The sequence below is a fragment of the Actinomyces johnsonii genome (assembly GCF_006546835.1).
Lineage (GTDB): Bacteria > Actinomycetota > Actinomycetes > Actinomycetales > Actinomycetaceae > Actinomyces > Actinomyces johnsonii.
In genome coordinates this window covers 422,055-439,120 of record NZ_VICB01000004.1, presented here as the reverse complement: position 1 = coordinate 439,120, position 17,066 = coordinate 422,055, and the positions used below count along the sequence as shown (strand labels likewise).

Sequence of the window (17,066 nt, the reverse complement as noted above, 5' to 3'; positions counted from 1 at the left end):
GCGGTCCTGCGGAGGATCCGCTCGGGCCGCGACGACGCAACGAGCCTGACTGGTCAACGAGCTCCGTTCAGGACTCCTGCGGGGCCTCGTCACCGCCACCGCCCTGCTCAGGCGCCGGCTCGGAGCCGTCCTCAGGAGCGGGAGTGTCCTCGGGAACGGGAGTCTGCTCTGCACCAACCGCACCCTCGGCACCGGCGGTCGACGATCCGGGAACCGAGCCGATGACCGGCGGCTGGGGCGCATCGCCACCGAGTGATTTGCCGATCGTCGCCTCCCAGATGGTCTTCCAGGTGCCGTCCGACTCGATCGTTTGCAGGAAAGTGTTGACGAAGGCCTGGGCACCGGAGTCCTTGGGGAGTCCGATGCCGTAGGGGTCCTCGGCGAAGGTGTTGCCGACGATCTTGACCTTGTCATTGGACAGGACCTCGCTCTTGAGCAGGGACTGGTCCACGACGTAGGCCTTGACCTGCCCGCTCTCGACGGCGGCGACGCACTTGGCCTGGGTGTCGAAGGGCTTGGCCGTCGCGTTCGGGGCGTACTTCTTCAGGGCGGAGGCCGATGAGGAGTTGGACTGGACCGCGACGTCTCCGGCCAGGCTGTCGACACCCGTGATGTCCTTGTTGTCGGCCTTGACCAGGATGGCCTGACTGGAGGCGTAGTACGGGCCGGCGAAGTCGATCTTCTCGGCTCGTTCCGGGGTGATCGTGTACGTGGCCACGACGGCGTTGACTGTACCGTTGACCAGGACGGTCTCACGCGTGTCGGAGGTGACCTGCTTGATCTCGAGCAGGGAGCGGGCGTCGTCACCGCCGATGATGTAGCGGGCCAGGACCTGGGCGATGGCCGCATCGAAGCCGGAGATTTTCTTCGTCTTGGAGTCCTCCCAGGAGAACACCTCGGAGGTCTTGGTCCCGCCGGTGACGAGTTTGCCCGCCTTCTTGACGGCGGCGGCCCAGCTGGAGGCGGCTACGACGTCGGCGGCGGCCACCGGCCCGGAGTTGATGGCCTTGTTGTACTCGGCGTCGGCCTTGCCGTCGGTGCCCGTGTCGGCGCAGGCCGCCAGCACGCCGGCAAGGGAAATGGCGCCGGTGGTGGCCAGAAGGCTGCGACGGGAGAAGGTGGTCATGGTGTTCCTTTCGTTCGGACGGGGACGGAACCGTCCCAGGCCCAGGGCCTGCGGTGGCAGCCGCACCCGGGAGAAGGTGCGGTTCGGGGCTCAGTGGCTGAGCACCTTGGACAGGAAGTCGCGAGCGCGTTCGGTGCGCGGAGAGGAGAAGAACTCGGCGGGGCTGCCTGATTCCACGATCTGGCCGCCATCCATGAAGACGACGCGGTCGGCGGCGGAGCGGGCGAATCCCATCTCGTGAGTGACGACAAGCATGGTCATGCCGGAGGAAGCCAGATCCTTGATGACGTCCAGGACCTCGTTGATCATCTCCGGGTCCAGAGCGCTGGTGGGTTCGTCGAAGAGCATGACCTTGGGATCCATGGCCAGGGCGCGGGCGATGGCGACCCGCTGCTGCTGGCCTCCCGAGAGCTGCGCGGGGCGCTTGGAGGCCTGATCCGCTAGCCCGACGCGAGCCAGCAGCTCATGGGCCCGCGTCTCGGCCTGCCGGCGGGGGGTGCCGCGCACCTTGATGGGCGCCAGGGTGATATTGTCCAGCACCGTTCGGTGCGGGAAGAGGTTGAAGGACTGGAAGACCATTCCCACCTCGGCGCGCAGTTGGGCCAGCGCCCTGCCCTCCTGAGGCAATGGGACGCCGTCGATCTCGATCTCGCCCTTCTGGATCGGCTCGAGGCGGTTGACGGTGCGGCACAGCGTCGATTTACCGGAACCCGAGGCTCCGATGACGGCCACGACCTCACCACGGTGGATGTCGAGTGAAACGTCATCGAGCGCTTTGAAATGGCCGTAGTACTTGGTGACATGGCTGATGCGCACCAGGGCGTCGTCGGGTTTCCGGTCCGCGCCAGCGTCCCGGGGCTCGCGCTGGGCGCCTTTGACGTCGTCGTCGACGTCGTCAGATCGGTCTGCAGCTGTTCGATCGGGAGAGGATGCGGATGTGGTCACGAGTACCTCGTCTCAACGTGGATATAGGAGCGGAATCTGCCTCAGCGACAGTGACAGCAACACATCCACATGCGCACCGCATTCCTCCTTGCTCGTATGGCTTCAGACCTTTGGGACCGGTTCAAACCGCTCACCGGCCCAGATTGCCCATGGCTGTTCGCCGTAAGCGCCCATGGATAACGGGTAGCCGCAGTTCCGACCTTTCGTCAGGAAGGGTAACACCGCCCGCGACCGGAGCGTCAACCGAATCTCAAAACGCGTCTCTTGCTGCGATGATGGTCACACGCCACGCAGAGCGCCTAACCGGCCGAGTCGACCACCCGGCCGTAGTCTCATCCGCATGAGCCCCGCGAATACGACCGATCCGCGCCGCCGACTCCAGCCCGAGCAGCGCCGGGAGGAACTGGTGAGAGTCGGGGTCGAACTGTTCGCGGAGGGCACCCTCGACCGCACTCACGTCAATGAGATCATCAAGCGGGCCGGCGTTTCGCGCACGCTTTTCTACCACTACTTCCCCTCCAAGGCGGCCTTCGCCCGAGCGATCGTCGAGCATGAGATCCTTCACCTTCACGACCTGGTGGAGCAGCAGATCGAGCCGACACTGGAGGCGGCGATCTCCACTTTCGCGGGCTATGTGAGAGCCAGGCCGGACAGCTTCCGGGCCCTGCACACCGGAGGCCTCGACCAGGACCCAGAGATCGCGGCCGCGCTGAACACCAGCTTCGAGCGCTATGAGCGCCTCGTCCTCATGCTCCTGGGAGTCGCGACCCCCGACGAGCACGCTATGTTCGCCGCCAAGGTGTGGATCGACACGATGATCGCCCTGTGCCTGGCGTGGCTGGATCATCCGGAGATCAGCCAGCGGACCATCACGAATATGTCGGCCCAGACACTGCGGAGTCTGGTCTCTCAGGTGCAGCAGGGCGCCGAAGAGACCCCGAGCCACATCTCGATACCATCACCCTCCCACGATCCGGCAGGCGATCACTGAGGACCCGCCCCGAAACTCATTGAGAGCAGCCCCAACCGGGGCACCGCCGCCCCTATCCGCTTTATTCACCTTGCATATATTTATCCGGCATTCCAACCTCATCGTAAAAATGGCATCCGTGTAAGAATAGACGTGCTAACCTCTCCTCCAGTTGCACATGGCGTGCAATAAGAGATGTCGGGGGACTCCGGTGCTTGGCACCCCTCACTCTCAGAAGGAGAGCTGATCATGCCTGAAGGCGCCACTGGAAGCGCGGTGGCCGTGCGCAAGAATACGTCCCGGCTTCTCTTCGCTCCGGAGACGTTCAATTTCGCCGAGGTGACGCGCGCCATTGAGGTGGCCCGGTGCATGCCCTCGGACGTGGAGTGCGTTTTCGCAGGCTTCTCGCGACGCAACTCCGAGTACATCAAGGCGGCGGGCTTCGAATTCCGTCTACTCACCCCCCACCTGAGCGACGAGGAGGGCCGGCTGGCGCTGGCATTCGACCAGGGGCGCAGCCTGCGCCACCCGTTCACGACGCAGATGCTCGCTCAGCGGGTCACGAGCGAGCGGGTGCTGTTGCGCTGCCTGCGTCCGGACGCCGTCGTTATCGGAGTAACTCCTAGCCAGTTTATTTCGGCCCGCGCCGAGTGCGTGCCCCTGGTTTTCGTACGGCCCTTCGCCTACTCATTGGCCCATTTGGAGGCTGCGCGCAGGGTTGGCGCCACCGGCTTCCTGCCCCGCGTGACTCCTGAGGACTGCCTGGTCGACGCCGCCGCCGCACGCCTGCTCCACACGGTTGGGACCCGGGTGCCCCTGTCACGCTCCTTCCACCAGGTGGCCAAGGCCAACGGTGTCTCTCTGCCCCAGGGGGTGTTCGCCGGACTCACCGCGGACCTCAATCTCATCGCCAGTGCTCCGCATCTGCTGCCCCGGTGGCTGGAGATGCCCGAGGGCCACCGGGTGGTGGGACCGGTGTACGCCCATCTGCCCGGCGAGGTCCCCGAGTTCGTCTCTGACCTGGCCGCCGGCCCCAAGCCCCTGGTGTACTTCGCCGTGGGCTCATCGGGGAACCGAGACCTCGTCCTCGACGTGCTCAGGGGCCTGGGACGGGCCGACTGCCAGGTGCTGGCGCCGGTGCGCTCCCACCTCCACCCAGAGGACCTGGAGACCCTGCCCCTCAACGTCCATGTCACCGACTGGATCCCGGCGCACCAGCTGGGCGACGCCGTCGACCTGGCGATCACCCACGGCGGTGAGGGAACGGTACAGACCAGCTGCGCGCAGGGGTGGCCCTTCATCGGGATCCCGTTGCAGTTCGAGCAGCGCTTCAATGTTCAGCGCTGCGCGGCCTTCGGCTCGGCTCGGCTCGTGTCCCAGAAGGAGGCTCGCGCGACTGACTGGACCGCACTGGTGCGCGAGGCCCTGACCGACGAGGTCATGCGTTCGCGAGCCCGGCGCATGGCCGAGCTCATGGAGGGGCTGGACGGACCGGGCCGGGCGGCCGAGGCGATCTGCGAGCTGCTGTGAGTCTGCTGCGGCTCTGCCGCCGAGGCTCTCCCGACCGGTACCTACGCCTGCGCCCGGGCACTGGCGTAGAGGCAGACGGCCGCAGCTGCCGCGACATTGAGGGACTCCGCCTTGCCGTAGACGGGGATGGAGACGACGGCGTCGGCCCGGCTCAGTGCCTCTGCGGGTAGTCCGCGGGCCTCGTTGCCGAGCAGCCAGGCGCTGGGCGCCTCCAGGAGAGACTCGGCCTCGAAGAGATCGAAGTCCCCGCGTCCGTCAGCCGCTAGGACGGTGAGTCCGGCCTCGTGGAGGGCGCTGACGACGTCGTCCAGGGCTACCCCGGTGACGACGGGCAGGTGGAAGAGGCTTCCGGCGGTGGAACGCACGACCTTCGGAGCAGTGGGATCCACACTGCCCCGCACGAGGACGACGGCATCGGCTCCGGCGGCATCAGCGGCTCGGATGATGGCGCCGGCGTTTCCGGGGTCCTGGGTCTGGGTGAGGACGGCGACGAGCCTGGCCCCGTCCAGGGCGGCGGCCAGCGCTTCGGAGCCGGCGGCCTCTTCGGTGGCGACGACGGCGAGGATGCCCTGGGCATCGGTGCTCATGGCGTCCATGACCTGCTCGCTGGTGACGTGCACATAGAGCTGGGCTGCCACAGCCTCCTGCCAGATCTCGGCGTGGCGCTCGACGGCGGCCTCGGTGAGGTAGACGTCGAGGACGCGGTCGGGGGCGTGACGGACTGCCTCGCGCACGCCCTGGGGGCCTTCGACAAGGAAGCGGCGGTGCTTGGTTCGCGCGTTGCGGCGGGACAGGCCGGCCACACGGGAGATGCGGGCCGAGCCGGGGTTGTTCAGCACCTCGTGGCCAGCAGCCGGCCCCTCACTGACGGTGCGGCGCCGCGGCCCGCGGGCAGCAGGCTGCTCGGCAGTGTCATCGAGAAGCTCATCAGGATCGGCGGAGGAGGTATGGCTCATGGGTTCAGCCTACGTGAGCCATCGGCGGGAACACCGAGTCCTCGCCACAAACCGGTTCAGGGCATGTGACGAGGACTCGGCGTCTGTGCGTCAGTGGGGCCTGCGCCCGAGTGCGCTAATGATTCAGGCCTTGGGGGCGTTGACGTCCTCGGGCAGGGCCTTGCGGGCGACCTCCACGAGGGCCTTGAAGCCCCCTGGCTCGTTGACGGCCAGCTCGGCGAGCATGCGGCGGTCGATCTCCACGCCGGCCAGGCCGAGCCCCTGGATGAAACGGTTGTAGGTCAGGCCCTCGGCGCGGGCGGCGGCGTTGATGCGCTGGATCCACAGGCGACGGAAGTCGCCCTTGCGGGCGCGACGGTCGCGGAAGGCGTAGACGCCGGAGTGGGTGACCTGCTCCTTGGCCTTGCGGTAGAGGCGCGAGCGCTGGCCGCGGTAGCCCGAGGCCTTCTCGAGAACGGAACGACGCTTCTTCTGGGCGTTAACAGCCCGCTTCACACGTGCCATGGTGAGACTCCTTGGTGGGTTGGGCGGTCAGCGACCGAGCAGCTTCTTGACCTGGCGGACGTCGGCCGGGGCGACCGGCTGGTCCTGGGACAGCTTGCGCTTGCGGCGGGAGGACTTGACCTCCAGCAGGTGGCGCTTGTTGGCCTGCTCGCGCATGAGCTTGCCGCTGCCGGTGACCCGGAAGCGCTTCTTGGCACCGGAGTGCGTCTTGTTCTTCGGCATGGGTAATTTCCTCTTCTCGGTCCCTGGCAGACGGGTGGTCGCCGGGACTGCGGACCCCGCTCACGGTGGCGAGGGGGTGGGTCTTGGGTGTCAGGTGAGTTGTCGAGGCGCCGTGTGGAGCGCTCTCAGGCGTTCTCGCCGGTGGGCTCCCCGCCCGCCGCGACCTTGGTACCCTTGGGCGTCCGGCCGGCGTGCTTCTCGGCACGGCGGGCGGCACGGGCTTCCTCGCGGCGGCGGCGCTGGTCGGACTTGACCTCGGCCTTCTTGCGGACCGGGGCCAGGACCATCACCATGTTGCGGCCGTCCTGGCGGGGGTGGGACTCGATGGTGCCCAGCTCGGCCATCTCCTCGGCCAGGCCCTGGAGGAGCCTGATCCCGAGTTCGGGCCGGGACTGCTCGCGGCCGCGGAAACGGACGATGCATTTGACCTTGTCCCCGCCCTTGAGGAATCGCTCGACGTGGCCGCGTTTGGTGGCGTAGTCGTGCTCATCGATCTTAGGGCGGAACTGGATCTCCTTGAGCTGGGTGTTTGCCTGGTTCCGTCGCGCGTCGCGCGCCTTCATGGCCGACTCGTACTTGAACTTGCCGTAGTCCATGAGCTTGCACACCGGAGGGCGGGCGTCGGGGGCGACCTCGACCAGGTCGAGGTCGGCCTCCTCGGCCAGACGCAGGGCGTCCTCCACGCGGACGACGCCGACCTGCTCGCCGCTGGGGCCGACGAGACGCACTTCGGGAACGCGGATCCGTTCGTTGATACGGGGCTCGCTGATGTCGGTTCCTCACTCTGAGTCACGGATGGTTGCGGAACGGGAAAGGCCCCCGTCCCTGCCGCGCAGGTCGGAGGCCTCGTGAAGAGCACGACCCTCTCCCGGCCGGAGCCGAGAGACGACCGTGAAGGGCTCGCAGCCCTTGCATGAACCCGATTCCCGTGAAGGAACCAAGGTGGGATCGCTCCGCTTGCGCACCGGGGCGAACCCCGGTTGGTCAGTGACGAATGATACCAGGACGTCGGCGCGGTTCCCAGGCGCAGACGACGCCGTCGGCGTGAGTCCTCCCACGTACGAGGCTGACCGGAGATCAGGAGGCCCATTGGTTCGTTCAACTCCCCCGCAGGAGGACGATGGCGCAGGCGGCGGCCTGGATCCCAAGTACCGTCGTCGTCGGCGCTGCGACGGCGCAGACGATGGGCGCCGGGGCCAGAGCCCTACGAGCGCCGCTCGTAGGGCCATGAGATGCGGTGCGCGCCGGTACTATTCGGCACACGTCAATTCGGTAGCCGGGTCGATTCTGATGCCCTACGCTCCCTCGTCATGGAATGGAACAGTGTAAGGGCCTCAGACCCGCACGGCGAACCCGGCAGCGGCCCCACCCCGTCCCGCCAGGCGGGTGCAGACTGGAGCACCACTAGGGACCCGGGTCCCGGCCGGGTAACGGTCTCCACTCGGGACCTGGCCCAGGTGCGGGCGGTCGCGGAGGCCGCCGCCCGCATCGCGCAGGATGACGGACGTGACGACAACGCGCGGGCACTGCGCGAGGTGGTGGCCCGATTCGACCAGGTGGCCGGTCCCTTAGAGGACCACTACGGCCAGGTCGAGCAGTGGAGCGCCACGATTCTGCAACGCCCCTAACGACGTTCCGACGTCGTCGCTTAAGGCTGCGGGGAAGCCGGATCAGGCCGGCAGAGGGCACAGCTCCACGGTGTCGATGAGGTCGCCCCAGGCCGGGTTGACCATGACGTGCTGACACCCCTCCAGACTCCGGGCCACGTCGGCCCGCCCACCCGCGGCGTCGATGCGGATGAAGACCCGCAGCTCGGCGTCCTCACCCGGTCCGAAGGCCACGCCGGTGACGCCGTCGACCCCCTCGAGCTGGGCGCGCACCTCGGCCTGAACCGGCTCATTGCGCCAGGAGGGCACCCACTGCTCTCCCCCGGCCAGTGCCACGACAGCGGGGCGCGGCAGACGCAAGTCCCGGCTGCCGGGGTCGAGCACCCACAGCTGGTCGGTGGACAGGCAGGCCACCTGAGCCGCCCGTTCGGGCGAGACCGGCACGGGGCGCACGTCGCTGCGCCATCGGTTCATCGCCTCGGCGCTGGTGAAGACCGGGAGGGCGATATGTCCGTCGGGCAGGCTCACCGCCAGGGTCGCCGCGTCCTGGCAGGCATCGGCGGTGTGCACCTCGTGGGTCGGACTCCCGTGCGAGACGCCCCGCGGCAGGCTCACGGCCTGCGGGCCGCTCGGCATCGAGCGGTCGGGCAGGGCGTGAGCGGCGACGGGCACGATCAGCCGCCCCCCGGCGAGCGCCGCCCACAGCCGGTCGAGGTAGTCGTGCCGAGGCAGATCGGTGGCTTCCAGCGCCGCACCGACCTCCGGGCGGATCGTCCCGTCGTCACCGGCGAAGGGCGAGGGAGCGGATAGAAGACGCTCCAGCTTGGCCCGGGCCGCTATGGCCGCGGCCACGTGGGGCACTGCCTCGGGCCGAGGGTCCGGCGCCCGGGTATCCGAAGTCTCCGAGGACCTGCTCATAGCGCACACCGTAGCGCGTCTGGGCGCAGGGGTATTACTCCCCAGCGCGTTCCGGACCAATCGCGCAATTTCGAGGGGCCGGGCCGATAGCCTGTTGCAGTGATATCGCTCTACTCGTTGAAGTACTGGTACACCCGCCGCCTGGGAGTCATCATCCGGGCATCGGTGCGCCGCGGCATCTCCCCCGACGTGTGGACTGCCGTCGGCGTTGTCGCCGCAGCGCTGGGTTGTGGGGCGCTGGTCATGGGTTGGTGGCCCCTGGCCTTCATCCTGCTGGCGGCCCGGCTCGGCGGGGCGAACCTGGACGGCGCCGTTGCCAGGGCGCGCGGCGTGTCGCGGCCGTTCGGCTTTGTCCTCAATGAGATTGGGGACCGGGTGTCCGATCTCCTCATCATGGCCGGATTGGTGGGTCTCGCCCTGCGCACGGGCTCCTCCGCCGCCACGGTCCACCTGCTTCTCATCGCCCTGGCGGCGGCGATGCTGCCGACCTTCGTTTCCCTGGCCGCTGCGGGCGCAGGCGCCGCCAGGCTCAACGGCGGGCCGTTCGGCAAGACCGAGAGGTGCCTGGCGGCAGTGGTGGCCGCGGCTTTGCCCCAGTACTTGGCGATCGTCGCCTGGATCGTTATCGCGGGTTCCGTGGTGACGGCCTGCGTCCGGTTGGCACGCACCGCCGGGGCACTGGCGGGACGCAGCGGCCCGGCGATGGCCGACACCATGGCCCCGCCACCGCCGCAGGACATCGCCCGCATCGGCCGTAACGCCCCCGAGGGCGGCGACGACCGAGGGGAGGGGTCGTGACAGCCGCAGTCGGCGCCTGGATCGGGAACGAGGCGTCTGGAGGGGCGATCGGCTGGCTCCTGGGCGGTAGCCGTTCGTGGACCATCACCGTTCCCGGGGCCGGGTGGGTCCTCACCGGCCGAGCTGTGTTCCTCGCGGCCACGGCCGTGACGATCCTGCTTCTGGCCGGCATCGGCGTGGCCCTGTCGCGCAAGGCGGAGCTGCGCCGTCGCTGGACTACGTGGGCCGTCATCATCCCTGCGGTCGGGATCCCGATCTGGGTCGGCAGGGGGACGACGGCGCTGCTCGCCGCCGCCCTGGGTCTTCAGGCTGTTCGTGAGCTCTCCCGGCTCACCGGCCTGCCGAGGGTGGAGACCACCATACTGGCGGTACTGGCAGCGGCCTATCCGCTGGCCGCGTGGTTGCGTCCGGGCCTCATGGCCCTGGCCCCGCTCATGGTGCTCGTGTGCGCCGTGCCGGCAGTGTTGGCCGGAGACATCGAGCACGGCCTGAGGAGGGCGACGGTCGCAGGTTTTTCCTCGATCTGGATTCCCTGGTCCTTGGCGCATCTCGTGGTCCTGTGGCATAACGCCTTCCTCATCGCCTTCGCAGCGGCAGCCGCTGACGTGGCCGCGTGGGCCGGCGGGACCTTCCTGCGCCCCATGGCCTGGGCGCGCCGCCCGCTGTCTCCCCTGTCCCCGAACAAGACGCTCGGAGGACTGGTCGGCGCCGTCGTCGGGGCCGCGCTTATCCTCACCCTGCTGGGCCACATCACACCCGGCCTGGTGATCGCCGTCGGTCTGGGGGGAGTCCTGGGAGACCTTCTGGAGTCCCTTGTCAAACGGACCGCCGGGGTCAAGGACGCCGGCGCCTGGCTGCCCGGATTCGGGGGGCTCCTGGACCGGGTCGACTCCCTGCTGCTGGTTCTGCCTCTGGCCGCCGTTCTGGGATGATCGTGTCACGTCCCGCCCGGTGTCCGAACCGGTCAGCGCCTTCTCTGTCCGCCTCATCCTCTCCATCGCCCGTACACCTAGGACACGTCTACGGAAAGGTAGCCCCGATGCCGCGTCAGATGCTCCCGATGCCGGGTCCGGCCGAGATCGCCTCAGCCGGGCGCCGTCTGCGATCGATCGTACGAACGCCTCAGAAGGTCACTTGGCGGGCGGTGCTGCGTCAGCGCTTCTGGTCCGCCATCATCGCCCCGTTCGGGGGCGTGCATGTCGAGGGCGAGTTCGAGACCGACGGCCCCTACGTCGTCGTCGCCAACCACGGCTCCCACGCGGACACGATCGCCATGATGAGCGCCTCCCCCACCCTCATGCGGGTGGTGACGGTGGCCGCCCAGGACTACTGGTTCACCCGTCGGTCGCGTCGCCTCGTGGCCCGGGGTCTGCTGGGCGCCTACCCGGTACGGCGCGACGGCGAGGGCGCGTACGAGGAACTGCGAGGAACTCTGGCCAACCGGGTAGCCGAATCCATGAGCATCCTCATCTTCCCCGAGGGCACCCGCTCCACGGACGGGAAGATGGGCCGTTTCCACTCCGGGGCCGCCCGGCTCGCCCGTGACTTCGGCATCCCCGTGCTACCGGTCGCGCTGGTGGGGACGCGGGAGATGATGCCGAAGAAGGGCGGCCTGCCACGTTACTCCCCCGTCGAGGTGCGCGTCGGCGAGCCGATCGCCCCCAGCGACGACGTGGAGGGCGTCAGCGATCAGGCACGAGATCAGATCGTGGAGATGCTCCAGCGTCCCCGCAGGCCCGAGCCGGTTTCGGACATCTTCACTGTCCTGCACACCGCGATGGACGGTGGTCGGGGGGACGCCGTCATGTTCGTCTGGGGCATGACCGAGGCCATCTCCTTCCCGATCATGGCGGAGATGAGCCAGGTGTGGCTGGGGCTGACCCATCCCGAGCGGATGTGGCGCCGCGCGGGACTGGTCGTGGCGGGTTCGGTCACCGGGGTGGCGGTCACCCATCTGCTCACTCGGGCCGGGCACCGCCCGCCCGCGCCGTGGACCACGCCGGCGATGAGGACGGCCACCTCCCGCTACCTGAGCCGGGGCCCGTCCGGCTACTGGAAGCAGGCGCTGACCGGGATCCCGGTGAAGCTCTTCGCCGCCGAATCCGGCCGCCGGAACCAGCCTCTACCCGCGGTCGTCATCCACGCAGCCGGGGAACGGGCTGCGCGTATGGCGGCCTCCACCGCCATCGTCAAGACGTTGGGCAAGCCGCTGGGACCGATCACCCGCCAGCACTACGGCCCCTACCTGGCGGCCACCGGCGTCGTTTTCGCCACCGCGCTGCGCGGAATCATCAGGCACTGGCGCCGACCAGACGGCACGGGGCGCCGGTAGGCACCACGGGACGCTGCGCTCCCGCCCGCCGCTTGTTCGCTGTCAGATCCGCGCCTTGGACGGCTCGCGCGCCTCCTCGTCGCCAGCCACAGCCAGCGCCTCCTGGAGGGTGAAGTTTCCGTTGTAGAGCGCCTTGCCGACGATGGCCCCCTCCAGACCGAGCGGAGTCAGGCGCCGCAGGGCGATGAGGTCGTCGAGGTGGGCGATGCCGCCCGAGGCGACGACCGGCGCCGGGCTGCGCTGACAGACCTCGGTGAGCAGCGCGGTGTTGGGACCGCTCAGGGTGCCGTCACGGGTGACGTCGGTGACGACATAGCGCGCGCATCCGGCGGAGTTGAGCCGTTCGAGGGTCTCCCACAGGTCTCCGCCCTCTTTGGTCCAGCCGCGGGCCGCCAGGGTGGTTCCGCGCACGTCGAGTCCGACGGCGATCTTGTCTCCGTGCTCGGCGATGACCCGCTCGGTCCACTCGGGGTCCTCCAGCGCGGCCGTGCCCAGGTTGACACGGGCGGCGCCGGCGGCCAGCGCCCGGGCCAGCGAGGCATCGTCGCGGATGCCCCCGGAGAGCTCCACCTTGATACCGACCTCGCCGACGATGCGCGAGAGCAGCTCAGAGTTGGAGCCTCGCCCGAAGGCCGCGTCGAGGTCCACCAGGTGGATCCACTCGGCCCCGGCGCGCACCCAGTCCCGAGCGGCGTCGACGGGGCTGCCGTAGTCGGTCTCCGAGCCGACCTCGCCCTGAAGGAGCCGGACAGCCTTGCCATCGGCGACGTCGACGGCGGGAAGTAGGGTGAGCATAAGTTTCTCCTGGGGTGGTCGTGGGGGGCTCGGAAGGGTTCAAAGGGTTGTCAACCAGTTGCGCAGGAGCTGCGCTCCCGCATCACCGGACTTCTCTGGATGGAACTGCGTGGCGCACAGGGCCCCGTTCTCGACGGCGGCGATGAAGTCCTGGCCGTGCGTCGCCCAGGTGGCCCGGGGCGGCCGGGTGGGGCCGGGACCCAGCAGCGCTGCCGGATCCCGAGTGGCCGCGTAGGAGTGGACGAAGTAGAAGCGCTCGTCGTCAACGCCGTCGAACAGCACCGAGTCCCGCGGCGGACGGACCCGGCTCCATCCCATGTGAGGGACGACGTCGGCATTCAGCCTGGTCACGGTTCCGGGCCACTGCCCCAGTCCCGCCTCCGCGGTCCCGTGCTCCTCGGAGCGTTCGAACATGACCTGCATGCCCACGCAGATTCCCAGGACCGGGCGCCCCCCGGCCAGGCGCTGGTCGATCAGGCGGGGGGCGTCGACCGCCCTGAGCTGATCCATTACCGCGCCGAAGGCGCCGACACCAGGAACGACCAGGCCGTCGGCCTCGACCACCTCATGGGGGTCACTGGTCAGGGCAACCTCGGCGCCGACGCGCTCCAGGGCACGTACCGCCGAACGGACGTTGCCGGAACCGTAGGACAGAACGGTGACGCAGGGCGCTTGCATGTGACATACCCTACCGTCCCAGCGGATCGTTCTGGGACATCCTCCACACTCTGAAATAGTCGCTGACATGCTCAGACCTGCCGCCTTCGGGGTTTGTGCAACAATTCCAGCACAGTCCTGACACGATGAGAGCCCATCGAGCGGCCCCGCAACGCCGAGCAGCGCGGCCACGTCCAGTGGCTGAGCCGGGGGCCGGTACCCGGCTTTCTTTCGCAAACCTCTAACATGGGCGAGGATTCACCCGTGAGCATGCAGTCCCCTTCCGGCGAAAGCCCCCTGCCGTCCCCGGCGTCCGCACCCAACGCGCCGTCCGCCGGTCAGGCATCTGCGGTGGAAACCTCAGGATCTCCCGGCTCCGGCGGCACCCACAGCGCCGCCCCGTTCTCCCTTCCCGGGGTGCGAATAACGTCAGTGCTGGGCCGCGGTGGCTTCGCCACGGTCTACGCGGGCGTGCAGGACTCCCTGGAGCGCCCGGTCGCCGTCAAGGTCGACTCCCGGCCCCTGGACGACCCGCGCAATGAGCGGCGGTTCATGCGCGAGGTGCAAGCCGCCTCGCGGATCTCGGGGCACCCCCACGTGGTCTCGCTGGTCGACACCGGCAAGCTGCCCGACCTGCGCCCCTACCTGGTCATGGAGCTGTGCTCGGGCGGCAGCCTCTACGACCTCGTCTCACGGGGGCCGACGCCCGCCTCCGACGCCGTGGCACTGGTGCAGGCCGCGGCCTCAGCACTGGGTGCGGCCCACGCGGCCGGCGTCACGCACCGGGACGTCAAGCCCGCCAACATCCTTCTGGACTCCTACGGCTCACCGCGGCTGTCGGACTTCGGCATCGCATCCGTCCAGCGCGAGGGCCAGGACCCGACCGTCACCCTAGAGTGCCTCACCCCCGACTTCGCCGCGCCGGAGGCCTTCATGCTGGCCCGTCCCGGCCCCGAGGGCGACGTGTGGTCCATGGGCGCGGTCCTCTTCGCTCTTCTCACGGGCCGGAGTCCCAGACGCGGTCCCGACGGTGTGCAACGGAGCCTGCCCGAGATCGTCCGTTCCCTCGATGAGCCGCTGAACCTCAACGACCCGAATGTTCCCGATCTCCTGCTCCCGGTGCTGAGCAAGGCCATGGCGCCCGATCCGAAGGATCGCTTCCGCAACGGCGCCGAGCTCACCAACGCCCTGGAGCGGCTGCGGGAGCAGCTCGGGACGGGCAACCTGGCCGTCGGCGGCCCGGTCACCTCCTTGCAGCTGGTCGACGCGGGCCTGGCATCGCCGTCCGGTCATCGGGCGGTGGGCTCGATAGGGTCAAACAGCCTCGCCGGTGCGCTGTCACAGCCATCGGCCGATTCGGCCCGCTCCGCCCACTCGGTGCGGTCCGCGGTTTCAGTCGATTCCAACCGGCTGGAGCACTCCGGGGGCGCCCCGATGCTCTTGTCGTCGCCCGACTCCTTCCCCCTGAACAGTCCGGCATCGGTCGACACCAGCGCGTCGCTGCGGCTCTCCACCCGCGAGCGCCGTCAGATCGGTCTGCGCGTGGGTGCTGTGGGAACGGTTGTCGGCCTCGTCATCGGGTTGGGCGCCGGTTGGATGGCCGGAGCCCGGCTGGCCCACACCGCCGGCACGGCGGGCGCGGGCGCCACGGCGGCGGCATCCGCCCCGGGATCATCGTCCCAGCCCTCGCCGTCGAACCAGGACATCGTCTCCACCCCGCCTCACCCGGTCGGCACCTGCCTGGCGGGCACCACCTCTATTTCGGGACAGACCACGGCCAAGAAGGTGGACTGCAACGAGCCCCACTCCTGGGAGGTCTATCAGGTGGGAACCCTGGCGGAGACCACCTCGGGCTCCAGCGATGACGATCTGGCCTCCGACCCCAATGTGCAGGCGACCTGTACCTCGCAGGCGGCTCAGCAGTACGGGGCGGCCAATCCGAGCACATCGGTGCTGGGCCCCGGCGAGGCGGGGTGGAACGCCGGGAAGCGGGGATTCTCCTGCATCGCCTCAGACCTCAAGGGCGGGCAGCGGACGAGCTCGTACGCCGGCTAAAGTACCGCGGCCGCTGCTCGCGCGGCGGAGCACGTAGCGCGAGCAGCGGTGTCATGCGATGACCGCAATGATCTCAGCCGAGTTACTGCGGCGGACGGCGCAGGCCTCGCCCGAACCAGCGCATCGCCCGGGGCGCCTTGATCTCCGAGGACTTCACGGCGCCGGGAACGTCGTCGGCGTCGATGACGCCCAGGAGCACGTCCTCGACGACCTGGTCCATGGAGGCCAGGAGGAGTCCCGCCGACGCCTCCTCCCCGGGCTGACCGTTGGTGAAGTGGCGGGCGGTGATCGTCCCGGACAGGCCGGACTCAATACCAACGTCGGTAGCCAGATCGGCGGTCATGAGGACCGCGCCGGCTCTCGACAGTCGGGAGAGCTGGGCGGCCAGCTCCGCGGCCTCCGCCGGCTCGGAGTCGGATCCGCCAAGGAGCTCGGCCACGTCCCAGTCCGAGTGGGCCGAAACGAACTGCTTGACCGCGAAGGCGCCACTGGAGGAGGGCACCACCGTGCAGTCCAAATCCATGAGGGCGCACATTCCGGCCAGCCCGTCAGCCCGGTTCAGCGGCGTGATGACGACGGCGACCTTGACCGCCTTGGGGGCCTGCTCGTCGGAATCCCCGGGGCCGTAGGAGCTCAGGGAGTCGGCGGCAGCCGCGATCTGCGCCTCCTGGGCTTCGGTGAGTGGGGAGGAGCCATCGTCGGTCTCCGTTCCCGCGTCGAGGGGGTGGTAGGTGTTGTGGGGGACGTCCTCGGGGCTGACTCCCGCCTGCTCGGTCTCCTCGGCGTCAGCCGCCGAGGCGGTCGTGGCCTTTGTCGCGCCTCCTGGGGCCTGCCCGCCTCGGGCGCCTTCCGGCGCTGCGAGACCGTCGAACGTCGACAGGTCGTCGGGGATGTCGACGTCATCCATGAGGGCGGCGAACTCGGCGTCCAGGTCGCGCCGACGGTCCTGCCCGTCGTCGCGGTCTTCGTCTGGCCGGGGAAACTGATCCATCACAGGCTTCCCTTCGTGGACGGGATGGTCTCGACGCGGGGGTCGTCCTCCACGGCGGCCCGCAGAGCGCGGGCCAGAGCCTTGAACTCGGCCTCGGCGATGTGGTGGGGGTCGCGCCCGGACAGGACTCGCACGTGCAGGCAGATGCCGGCGTGGTAGGCGATGGCCTCCAGGACGTGACGCACCATCGAGCCGGTGAAGTGCCCACCGATGAGGTGGTGGACGAAGGCCTCGGACTCGCCCTCGTGCACCAGGTAGGGGCGTCCGGAGATGTCCACGACGGCGTGGGCCAGGGCCTCGTCCAAGGGGACACAGGCCTCCCCGAAACGGCGTATGCCGCGCTTGTCCCCCAGCGCTGTGCGCAGGGCCTCGCCGATGCAGATCGCGGTGTCCTCCACGGTGTGGTGCACGTCGATGTCGGTATCGCCGGTGGCGCGTATCGTCATATCGATGAGGGAGTGCCGCCCCAAGGCGGCGAGCATGTGGTCGTAGAAGGGGACGGTGGTGGAGATGTCGGTCCGGCCGGTGCCGTCGAGATCGATCTCGACGACGACACTGGACTCGCTCGTGGATCGTTCGATGCGCGCGGTGCGGTTCATGTGTTTCCTTAAGCATCGTGTGTCGTGCTTTTCAGCGGCACTGGTTTCTCAGGTATTTCGA

General features: G+C 68.9%; 18 protein-coding genes. 7 read left to right on the top strand and 11 right to left on the bottom strand.

Going from position 1 to position 17,066, the window contains the following annotated elements; translation table 11 throughout:
* Positions 1–67: 67 nt before the first annotated feature.
* On the bottom strand, positions 68–1,126 hold the full coding sequence (locus FK256_RS04615; RefSeq protein WP_021606753.1) for a glutamate ABC transporter substrate-binding protein: 1,059 nt from the start codon (positions 1,124–1,126) through the stop codon (positions 68–70).
* Between the two features lie 90 nt (positions 1,127–1,216).
* Positions 1,217–2,071, bottom strand: a complete 855-nt coding sequence (locus FK256_RS04610) for an amino acid ABC transporter ATP-binding protein (RefSeq protein WP_021606752.1) — start codon at positions 2,069–2,071, stop codon at positions 1,217–1,219.
* A 340-nt stretch (positions 2,072–2,411) separates the two neighbouring features.
* Here FK256_RS04610 and FK256_RS04605 point away from each other — a divergent pair, with 340 nt between their 5' ends.
* Positions 2,412–3,062 (top strand): TetR/AcrR family transcriptional regulator, encoded by a 651-nt coding sequence (locus FK256_RS04605; protein WP_170197899.1) that lies wholly within the window; start codon positions 2,412–2,414, stop codon positions 3,060–3,062.
* 228 nt (positions 3,063–3,290) lie between these two features.
* Positions 3,291–4,571: a glycosyltransferase gene (locus tag FK256_RS04600; protein WP_141423867.1), complete on the top strand. Its 1,281-nt coding sequence runs from the start codon at positions 3,291–3,293 to the stop codon at positions 4,569–4,571.
* A gap of 41 nt (positions 4,572–4,612) precedes the next feature.
* On the opposite strand, the gene FK256_RS04595 is transcribed toward FK256_RS04600, so the two are convergent.
* From FK256_RS04595 to infC, 4 genes are all read right to left on the bottom strand, one after another.
* Positions 4,613–5,527 carry a TrmH family RNA methyltransferase gene (locus FK256_RS04595; protein ID WP_141423866.1) on the bottom strand — a complete coding sequence of 305 codons (915 nt, stop codon included), beginning with the start codon at positions 5,525–5,527 and terminating at the stop codon, positions 4,613–4,615.
* A gap of 123 nt (positions 5,528–5,650) precedes the next feature.
* Entirely contained in the window at positions 5,651–6,031 is a 381-nt protein-coding gene (gene rplT, locus FK256_RS04590; RefSeq protein ID WP_021606747.1) for a 50S ribosomal protein L20, read from the bottom strand.
* A gap of 27 nt (positions 6,032–6,058) precedes the next feature.
* A complete protein-coding gene (gene rpmI, locus FK256_RS04585; RefSeq protein ID WP_003780493.1) occupies positions 6,059–6,253 on the bottom strand; it encodes a 50S ribosomal protein L35 in 195 nt (64 codons plus the stop codon).
* Between the two features lie 125 nt (positions 6,254–6,378).
* Positions 6,379–7,008: a translation initiation factor IF-3 gene (gene infC, locus FK256_RS04580; protein ID WP_280525779.1), complete on the bottom strand. Its 630-nt coding sequence runs from the start codon at positions 7,006–7,008 to the stop codon at positions 6,379–6,381.
* Positions 7,009–7,563: 555 nt separating this feature from the next.
* Between infC and FK256_RS04575 the strand changes: the two genes are divergently transcribed.
* Positions 7,564–7,881, top strand: coding sequence for a hypothetical protein (locus FK256_RS04575; protein ID WP_141423864.1), 318 nt, complete (start codon positions 7,564–7,566; stop codon positions 7,879–7,881).
* Positions 7,882–7,923: 42 nt separating this feature from the next.
* On the opposite strand, the gene FK256_RS04570 is transcribed toward FK256_RS04575, so the two are convergent.
* Positions 7,924–8,778, bottom strand: a complete 855-nt coding sequence (locus tag FK256_RS04570; protein ID WP_244936133.1) for an SseB family protein — start codon at positions 8,776–8,778, stop codon at positions 7,924–7,926.
* Positions 8,779–8,877: 99 nt separating this feature from the next.
* Here FK256_RS04570 and FK256_RS04565 point away from each other — a divergent pair, with 99 nt between their 5' ends.
* The 3 genes from FK256_RS04565 to FK256_RS04555 all read left to right on the top strand — a co-directional run bounded on the left by FK256_RS04565 (position 8,878) and on the right by FK256_RS04555 (position 11,908).
* Positions 8,878–9,576, top strand: coding sequence for a CDP-alcohol phosphatidyltransferase family protein (locus FK256_RS04565; RefSeq protein WP_141423863.1), 699 nt, complete (start codon positions 8,878–8,880; stop codon positions 9,574–9,576).
* The gene (locus FK256_RS04560; protein WP_141423862.1) at positions 9,573–10,508 is read left to right on the top strand and encodes a phosphatidate cytidylyltransferase; all 936 of its coding nucleotides are present in this window, start codon (positions 9,573–9,575) and stop codon (positions 10,506–10,508) included. Before FK256_RS04565 ends, FK256_RS04560 begins: the two co-directional genes overlap by 4 nt.
* Before the next feature lie 107 nt (positions 10,509–10,615).
* Positions 10,616–11,908, top strand: a complete 1,293-nt coding sequence (locus FK256_RS04555) for a lysophospholipid acyltransferase family protein (protein WP_141423861.1) — start codon at positions 10,616–10,618, stop codon at positions 11,906–11,908.
* A gap of 42 nt (positions 11,909–11,950) precedes the next feature.
* Here the strand turns inward: FK256_RS04555 and priA are convergent, their stop codons facing one another.
* Both priA and hisH read right to left on the bottom strand, forming a co-directional pair.
* A complete protein-coding gene (gene priA / locus FK256_RS04550; RefSeq protein WP_021606740.1) occupies positions 11,951–12,703 on the bottom strand; it encodes a bifunctional 1-(5-phosphoribosyl)-5-((5-phosphoribosylamino)methylideneamino)imidazole-4-carboxamide isomerase/phosphoribosylanthranilate isomerase PriA in 753 nt (250 codons plus the stop codon).
* A 39-nt stretch (positions 12,704–12,742) separates the two neighbouring features.
* Positions 12,743–13,381 (bottom strand): imidazole glycerol phosphate synthase subunit HisH, encoded by a 639-nt coding sequence (hisH, locus tag FK256_RS04545; protein ID WP_141423860.1) that lies wholly within the window; start codon positions 13,379–13,381, stop codon positions 12,743–12,745.
* A 411-nt stretch (positions 13,382–13,792) separates the two neighbouring features.
* Here hisH and FK256_RS04540 point away from each other — a divergent pair, with 411 nt between their 5' ends.
* A complete protein-coding gene (locus tag FK256_RS04540; RefSeq protein WP_141423912.1) occupies positions 13,793–15,415 on the top strand; it encodes a serine/threonine-protein kinase in 1,623 nt (540 codons plus the stop codon).
* A gap of 82 nt (positions 15,416–15,497) precedes the next feature.
* Here the strand turns inward: FK256_RS04540 and FK256_RS04535 are convergent, their stop codons facing one another.
* Positions 15,498–16,406 (bottom strand): hypothetical protein, encoded by a 909-nt coding sequence (locus FK256_RS04535; RefSeq protein ID WP_211343517.1) that lies wholly within the window; start codon positions 16,404–16,406, stop codon positions 15,498–15,500.
* Entirely contained in the window at positions 16,406–17,005 is a 600-nt protein-coding gene (gene hisB / locus FK256_RS04530; RefSeq protein ID WP_021608751.1) for an imidazoleglycerol-phosphate dehydratase HisB, read from the bottom strand. Before hisB ends, FK256_RS04535 begins: the two co-directional genes overlap by 1 nt.
* Between the last annotated feature and the right edge of the window lie 61 nt (positions 17,006–17,066).

Excerpts from the sequence above, each read along its gene's own strand:
- FK256_RS04595 (WP_141423866.1), bottom strand. The coding sequence starts at position 5,527 with ATGAGCCATACCTCCTCCGCCGATCCTGATGAGCTTCTCGATGACACT.
- FK256_RS04600 (WP_141423867.1), top strand. The coding sequence starts at position 3,291 with ATGCCTGAAGGCGCCACTGGAAGCGCGGTGGCCGTGCGCAAGAATACG.
- FK256_RS04535 (WP_211343517.1), bottom strand. The coding sequence starts at position 16,406 with ATGGATCAGTTTCCCCGGCCAGACGAAGACCGCGACGACGGGCAGGAC.
- FK256_RS04555 (WP_141423861.1), top strand. The coding sequence starts at position 10,616 with ATGCCGCGTCAGATGCTCCCGATGCCGGGTCCGGCCGAGATCGCCTCA.
- FK256_RS04570 (WP_244936133.1), bottom strand. The coding sequence starts at position 8,778 with ATGAGCAGGTCCTCGGAGACTTCGGATACCCGGGCGCCGGACCCTCGG.
- hisH (WP_141423860.1), bottom strand. The coding sequence starts at position 13,381 with ATGCAAGCGCCCTGCGTCACCGTTCTGTCCTACGGTTCCGGCAACGTC.
- hisB (WP_021608751.1), bottom strand. The coding sequence starts at position 17,005 with ATGAACCGCACCGCGCGCATCGAACGATCCACGAGCGAGTCCAGTGTC.
- rpmI (WP_003780493.1), bottom strand. The coding sequence starts at position 6,253 with ATGCCGAAGAACAAGACGCACTCCGGTGCCAAGAAGCGCTTCCGGGTC.
- FK256_RS04605 (WP_170197899.1), top strand. The coding sequence starts at position 2,412 with ATGAGCCCCGCGAATACGACCGATCCGCGCCGCCGACTCCAGCCCGAG.
- priA (WP_021606740.1), bottom strand. The coding sequence starts at position 12,703 with ATGCTCACCCTACTTCCCGCCGTCGACGTCGCCGATGGCAAGGCTGTC.
- FK256_RS04575 (WP_141423864.1), top strand. The coding sequence starts at position 7,564 with ATGGAATGGAACAGTGTAAGGGCCTCAGACCCGCACGGCGAACCCGGC.
- rplT (WP_021606747.1), bottom strand. The coding sequence starts at position 6,031 with ATGGCACGTGTGAAGCGGGCTGTTAACGCCCAGAAGAAGCGTCGTTCC.
- FK256_RS04615 (WP_021606753.1), bottom strand. The coding sequence starts at position 1,126 with ATGACCACCTTCTCCCGTCGCAGCCTTCTGGCCACCACCGGCGCCATT.